The organism is Kluyvera cryocrescens NBRC 102467 (genome assembly GCF_001571285.1).
GTDB lineage: Bacteria > Pseudomonadota > Gammaproteobacteria > Enterobacterales > Enterobacteriaceae > Kluyvera > Kluyvera cryocrescens.
On the sequence record NZ_BCTM01000067.1, the window covers coordinates 1 to 6,584 of the forward strand.

4 protein-coding genes are annotated in these 6,584 nt (G+C 51.0%); 3 read left to right on the plus strand and 1 reads right to left on the minus strand.

Annotation, left to right across the window (positions count from 1 at the left end; all coding sequences use genetic code 11):
• Positions 1-12: 12 nt before the first annotated feature.
• Positions 13-2,997 (minus strand): Tn3 family transposase, encoded by a 2,985-nt coding sequence (locus KCR01S_RS23330; protein ID WP_061285236.1) that lies wholly within the window; start codon positions 2,995-2,997, stop codon positions 13-15.
• A gap of 158 nt (positions 2,998-3,155) precedes the next feature.
• On the opposite strand from KCR01S_RS23330, the gene KCR01S_RS23335 reads away from it, so the two are divergent.
• The 3 genes from KCR01S_RS23335 to KCR01S_RS23345 all read left to right on the plus strand — a co-directional run bounded on the left by KCR01S_RS23335 (position 3,156) and on the right by KCR01S_RS23345 (position 6,452).
• Positions 3,156-3,740: a recombinase family protein gene (locus tag KCR01S_RS23335; RefSeq protein ID WP_061285237.1), complete on the plus strand. Its 585-nt coding sequence runs from the start codon at positions 3,156-3,158 to the stop codon at positions 3,738-3,740.
• 387 nt (positions 3,741-4,127) lie between these two features.
• On the plus strand, positions 4,128-5,606 hold the full coding sequence (locus KCR01S_RS23340) for a SulP family inorganic anion transporter (protein ID WP_061285238.1): 1,479 nt from the start codon (positions 4,128-4,130) through the stop codon (positions 5,604-5,606).
• Positions 5,607-5,624: 18 nt separating this feature from the next.
• Positions 5,625-6,452, plus strand: a complete 828-nt coding sequence (locus tag KCR01S_RS23345) for a universal stress protein (protein WP_059686671.1) — start codon at positions 5,625-5,627, stop codon at positions 6,450-6,452.
• The last annotated feature ends 132 nt before the right edge of the window (positions 6,453-6,584 follow it).

Here is a 6,584-nt window from a genome sequence, read left to right on the forward strand (position 1 = left end):
AATTATCCCACGCTAAGACTGTTTTTTGTACAATGTGGTGTCGACTGTGCGTAATGAGCGGTATTTTCCGGATCCCAGCTTAAGATTGTTACGCCAGACGTAATCTCCACTCAGATTGATATGTTCCCAGCCCAGGGGAGAAAGATGAGATACCAGTTGCTCATTTATCGGGATACCTTTTCGTTTCAGTAACTCAATGGCTCTTTCTATATATACCGTGTTCCACAACGTGATCGCCGCTGTCAGTAACGTCAGCCCGCTGGCGCGGTAACTTTGATTCTCCAGCCCACGATCTCTTATCTCACCCAGACGGTGCATAAAAACTGCTCGCGCCAGGGCATTACGGGCCTCACCCTTATTCAGCCCCGCCTGTACGCGTCGGCGCAGACTGGGATCTCGGAACCAGTCCAGCATAAATAGTGTCCGCTCGATGCGGCCAATCTCTCTCAGCGCTTTGGCGAGTCCGTTCTGTTTTGGGTAACTGGCTAACTTTTTCATCATCAGCGATGCGGTGACTGTCCCCTGCTTAATCGAGGTTGCCAGGCGCAATACCTCATCCCAGTGCGCCTCAATGTCTTTGATATTCAGGCTGGTTGTTGATATGACAGACTGAAGCCCCGGATAGCGAACTGCCTTTCCATGAATAAACAGCCGCTTGTCATGAAGATCCCGGATCCTCGGCGCAAAAGCGAATCCCAGCAGATGCATCAGGGCGAAAACATGTTCAGTGAAACCTGCGGTATCGGTGTAATGCTCGGTAATTTCGAGATCGCTTTCATGGTACAGCAGACCATCAAGCACGTGGGTTGAGTCGCGCACCCGGCTGATCACTTTGGCGTAGAACGGGCTATATTGGTCTGAGATATGCGTATAAATCTGCACGCCCGGCTCCTGACCATACTTAAGATTGACCTGGCCGGCATAACGCCCGTGACTGCCTACCCGAAAGTTTTGCCCGTCTGACGACGATGTTGTACCGTCGCCCCAGAATGCAGCCAGAGGTCGCGCTTTCTGAGCGTTGACCAGCTCGGTCAGTGCCGCTGAATAGGTTTCATCCCTGATGTACCATGCCTGAATACCTTCGAGTGACGATTTTGTTGCCCCCGGGCAGGACTCCGCCATTTTTGTCAGCCCCAGATTGATGCCGTCGGCCAGAATGGTGGTCAGCAACAGTCTTCCGTCTTTTGGTCTGACGTTATTTTTTTTGAGGTGCGTGAAGTGACGCGTAAACCCTGTCCAGCTGTCCACTTCTTCCAGTATCTCCGTAATTTTCGGATGAGGAAGTATGCCATAAACCAAATCGGCAAATGAGGATACACCCGAAGGGACGCTGTTCTCCAGCGGAGTGATTTTTACGCCTTTATCTGAGATATCAACATCTGGTAAATCACCGGCAAGAGCCATCCCGTTAACTTCTTCCAGACGCGACGCAAGAAGCGTCATACGGGCCTGAAGATATGCCTGACAATCGGTCTGAACGGCCAACTGTAACTGGTCATTATGTCGGGATTTCTCAAACTCAGCAGCCGGGATGAGATAATCATCAAAATTTCTGTAGCGGCGCGATCCTTTTACCCAAATATCACCTGAGCGTAACGCCCCCTTGAGTTCATTCAGTACGCAAAACTCGTAGTACTTGCGGTCGATTCCTGAAGGCGTGAGTACCAGTTTTCGCCAGCTTTCAGGGATAAATCCTGTTGGCGCTGCTGGCGGAACTTTACGAAGTTGTTTACGGTACATTTCCCTGATGGTGTCCAGCGCATCGCTGAGTGTCTGCGCGGCAGGTGTCGCGATGAACTGCAATGCTGACAGCATACGCGGGGCGTATTTACGCAGCGTACTGTATTTTTCGATGATCAGGTGAAGCGGGTCGAAATTGCCCTTACGGGACAGAAACTGAGTTTCTTCCAGACTGCTGATGAACTCCTGCCAGGGCAGAACATCTTCTATCGCTGCCCAGGGATCTTCACCGGATTCTCTGGCATGCAGCAGTGCCTGACCGACAGTAACATATTGCTTCAACTTACTCTGGATGAGTTTCCCCGTCAGTTGAAGCCTCTCGGCTTGTGTGCGTTTTGCCTGGCTGAACAGCGTGCCCAGAATACGTTCGTGCAGTTCGATAACCTCATCAGTCAGTGTGGCCCGCGCTTCCTGAATGACACAAACCAGCGTAGCGTAACGTCTGACATCGGTGAATTTTGCCAGATCTCTGCTGCTCATTTTCCGGCCCTCACGCGCCAGTTTAAGTAACCTGTTCTGGTGAACGGAAAGCGCAATACCATCAGGCAATTCCAGCGCGGCGATGGAATTAAGCCTGTCGATATGTTGCAGCACGTTTTTACCGTTTATTTTACCCGGAGGCTGAAGTAGCCATGCCAGACGGGAAGGTTGTTCACCCTCTGATATGAGCAGGCTGTCGAGTGCTGATTCATGCTGCTTTTCCAGTTGCGCAGTAAGTACCGAAAATACGGCTCTGTCAGCGAGCGTGACAACTTCGGCAAGCGTCCGTTCGATCACATCAACAGAAGGGAAGATAACATTATTGTTATGTAGCCAGCTGAGCATCTCTTCCGCCAGCATAAACCCTTTGTCAGTACGCATGGCATAGGGGTGAAGATGCCGGATACAGTCTTTTTGCATTGACCGGCTGAACGGGGATAATTTCAGGTAGCGATAAAGTTCAGTCAGATGTTCCCAACGGGTTTGTTCTCTTGAGGCATATTCCGGCCATAAATCAGGCTGAAGATTCAGTCGGGAAATGATTCTGGATATGACGCCACTGTGAGGGGGATTGCTTTTATCCGGAATAAATCCAGGTCCACGCAGATAACAGAGTAATACAGCAAAGCCCAGGCGATTTGCTGGCCGTCGGTGTTTATTAATGAGTGCAATATCCTGTTCATTCAGAAAACACATTCGGGTCAGAATCATTTCATCATCTGGAATAACCAGCAAGCGCTCCTGCTCTTCACTGCTCAGTATCTGTCGCCGTGGCATAAATGCTTCCCTCGCGTATAGTTTCTATATGTTATGGTTAATAGTGACCGAAACCGGTCGGTTTCGTACACCTTCTAATATATCTGTCCGAAAGTAAGTGAAATTCATTTCGTACAGGCGCTATAATTCGGACATCTATTTCGTACGGAAAGTTTCCTATGTCACGAGTTTTTGCTTACTGCCGGGTTTCGACTCTTGAGCAAACCACCGAGAATCAGCGAAGGGAAATTGAAGCGGCGGGTTTTGCCATCAGACCCCAGCGACTGATTGAGGAACATATAAGTGGTTCGGTTGCTGCCAGCGAACGTCCCGGATTTATCCGGCTGCTTGATCGCATGGAAAATGGTGATGTGCTGATAGTCACCAAGCTTGACCGTCTTGGGCGTAATGCCATGGATATAAGAAAAACTGTTGAGCAACTGGCTTCGTCAGATATTCGTGTTCACTGCCTGGCGCTCGGAGGTGTTGATTTGACCAGCGCTGCCGGGAGAATGACGATGCAGGTGATTTCAGCGGTGGCGGAGTTTGAACGGGATTTGCTTCTTGAGCGTACACATTCAGGTATTGCGAGAGCGAAAGCAGCTGGAAAGCGGTTTGGTCGACCTTCTGCACTGAATGAAGAACAGCAACTTACAGTGATCGCTCGTATTAATGCTGGGATCAGCATCAGCGCCATTGCCCGGGAATTTAATACTACCCGGCAAACCATACTCCGGGTAAAAGCAGGACAGCAATCATCATGAATGTAGCTCCAGCTTGACGGCCAGCTATGTGCCAGGCATTTCAAAGCAAAATATGTGTATCACTTGTTGGGGAGGACTTATGTACTGAACCCCAGATTTGACCCTGCCTGTAATTTGTTTATAGTATTGAGCGGCCTTGGTTTGGTCCTGGCTCAGACCCTATGCCTCTTATTTATCCCGGGCAACAGAACCGGCAATACATGCACTCTCGCTTTGGAGAATCTGACAATCGTTATGCGTATTACGCCACCCTGAGTTTTTCCTTCCTCTGTCGTACTGAGCGAACCTCAGAACGCACTCAATAACATCCCGTCTGCGGATGTGTTTTACCGTACATAAAAATGCTGCCCTCAGGGGCTGACTGTATCTAAAAACTGAGAAATTACTATGTTGCTGTCCTCGACGCGTAAGGACTGGCTGGGTAACGTCCGTGGTGACGTTCTGGCCGGTATTGTTGTCGCGCTCGCACTCATTCCAGAAGCGATCGCCTTTTCCATTATCGCCGGTGTCGATCCCCAGGTGGGCCTCTACTCGGCGTTCTGTATTCCTCTCGTTATGGCCTTCTTTGGCGGGCGTCCGGCGATGATTTCTTCATCCACCGGTGCAATGGCGCTGCTGATGGTGACGCTGGTGAAAGATCATGGCTTACAGTATTTACTGGCCGCTTCCATACTGACCGGGGTATTCCAGCTGATAGCCGGTTACCTGAAGCTCGGTGGATTGATGCGTTTTGTTTCACGCTCAGTGGTCACGGGATTCGTTAATGCGCTGGCAATACTGATTTTTATGGCGCAGTTGCCTGAACTGACCAACGTGACCTGGCATGTTTATGCCATGACTGCGGCAGGGCTGGGGATCATTTATCTCTTCCCTTATATCAACAAAACCATTCCTTCACCGCTTGTGTGCATCGTGGTGCTGACCGGCATTGCCATGTGGCTGCATCTGGATGTGCGAACCGTCGGCGATATGGGGAAACTTCCCGACAGCCTGCCGGTCTTCCTGCTCCCGGACGTGCCTTTAAATCTCCAGACGCTGCTCATCATACTGCCATATTCTGCGGGGCTTGCCGTGGTGGGGCTGCTTGAGTCGATGATGACCGCCACTATTGTGGATGACATGACCGATACGCCTAGCGACAAAAACAGGGAGTGCAAAGCTCAGGGCATCGCGAACATCTGCACATCCTTTATCGGAGGAATGGCAGGTTGCGCGATGATTGGGCAATCCGTTATCAACGTAAAATCCGGTGGCCGCGGACGACTTTCAACCCTCACGGCGGGCGTGGTGCTGCTTTGCCTGATTGTGTTTCTGCGCGACTGGGTATCCCAAATCCCGATGGCAGCGCTGGTCGCGGTGATGATTATGGTTTCCATCGGGACATTCTCCTGGCGCTCCATTGCCAACCTGCGGACACACCCCCTTTCAACCAGCGTGGTCATGCTTGCCACTGTCGCGGTTGTAGTGGCAACACATAATCTGGCCTTCGGCGTGCTGACCGGCGTACTGATTGCTTCGCTCAACTTTGCCACTAAAGTATCCCGGTTCATGCGCGTAACGTCAGTTCTGGAGGGAACGAGCCGGACGTATACCGTCACTGGCCAGGTATTCTTTGCATCAGCAGACCGCTTTACGAGCCACTTTGATTTCCGTGAAGCGATTGAGAATGTGGTGATAGACGTTTCACATGCCCATTTCTGGGACATCACGTCCGTCAGCGCCCTGGATAAGGTGGTCATTAAGTTCCGCAGAGAGGGCGCCGGGGTTGAGATACGTGGGATGAATGAAGCCACCCGCACCATCGTTGACCGGTTTGGTGTTCACGATAAACCTGAAGAAGTCGAAAAACTGATGGGCGGTCATTAACAGACCGGAGGGAAAACTATGAATAATACTGTTACAGCCTGTGTGGACGGTTCACTTTCAACGCGGTCAGTGTGTGAATATGCGGCGTGGGCAGCCCGCACTTTGCAATCACAGCTCGCACTGTTGCACGTTATCGAAAAAGACAGCACCCCGGTAGTGTCAGACCTGACCGGCACTCTCGGCCTAGACAGTCAGCAATTGCTGACCGATGAGCTGGTAGAAATTGAAGGGCAACGTAATCGCCTGCTGATGGCCCAGGGGAAAGCAATACTGGAAAGTTGTTCTGAACTGCTTCAAAAACAGGGAAGCCCGGATGTGCTTTTGATGCAAAAACACGGTACACCGGATGAAGTTCTGGCAGAGCTGAGCGACCTTCGTCTCATGGTGCTGGGGCGTCGGGGTAGCCAGCATCCGGTAGGCTCTCATCTGGAAAGCGTTATTCGTCTGCAAAAGAAACCCCTGCTGGTTGTTCCGGAGAACTACTCAGCACCTTCCAGAGCCATGTTTGCTTATGATGGCAGTGAAGAAAGCAGGAGAAACCTGGAACGTCTGACGATGAGTCCCTTACTCAGGGGGCTTGAGTGCCACCTTGTCATGGTAAACGGTAAGAAGGAAGAGCTGCTGGCCGCACAACAAATTTTACGTGACGCGGGTATAGAAAACAGCACAACACATCTTACCGGGCAATCTGTCGGGGATGCGCTTATTCGTTACGCCGAGGAAAATGCTGTCGATCTGATAGTGATGGGGGCCTACGGTCATTCCAGGTTGCGGCAGTTCTTTATCGGTAGTCATACCTCTGAAATGCTGCAAAAGACGCAACAACCGCTTCTGATCCTCCGTTAGCAATGAAAAGGGGCGGGTACGCTCGCCCTACTTCATGAAGTGGATTAGCCGTCTATCACATGGACCACTCTGAATCGGCATGAGTGCAACGGCATAAGCCTGCTTAAAAAACAGGCTTAACGTGGGATATTT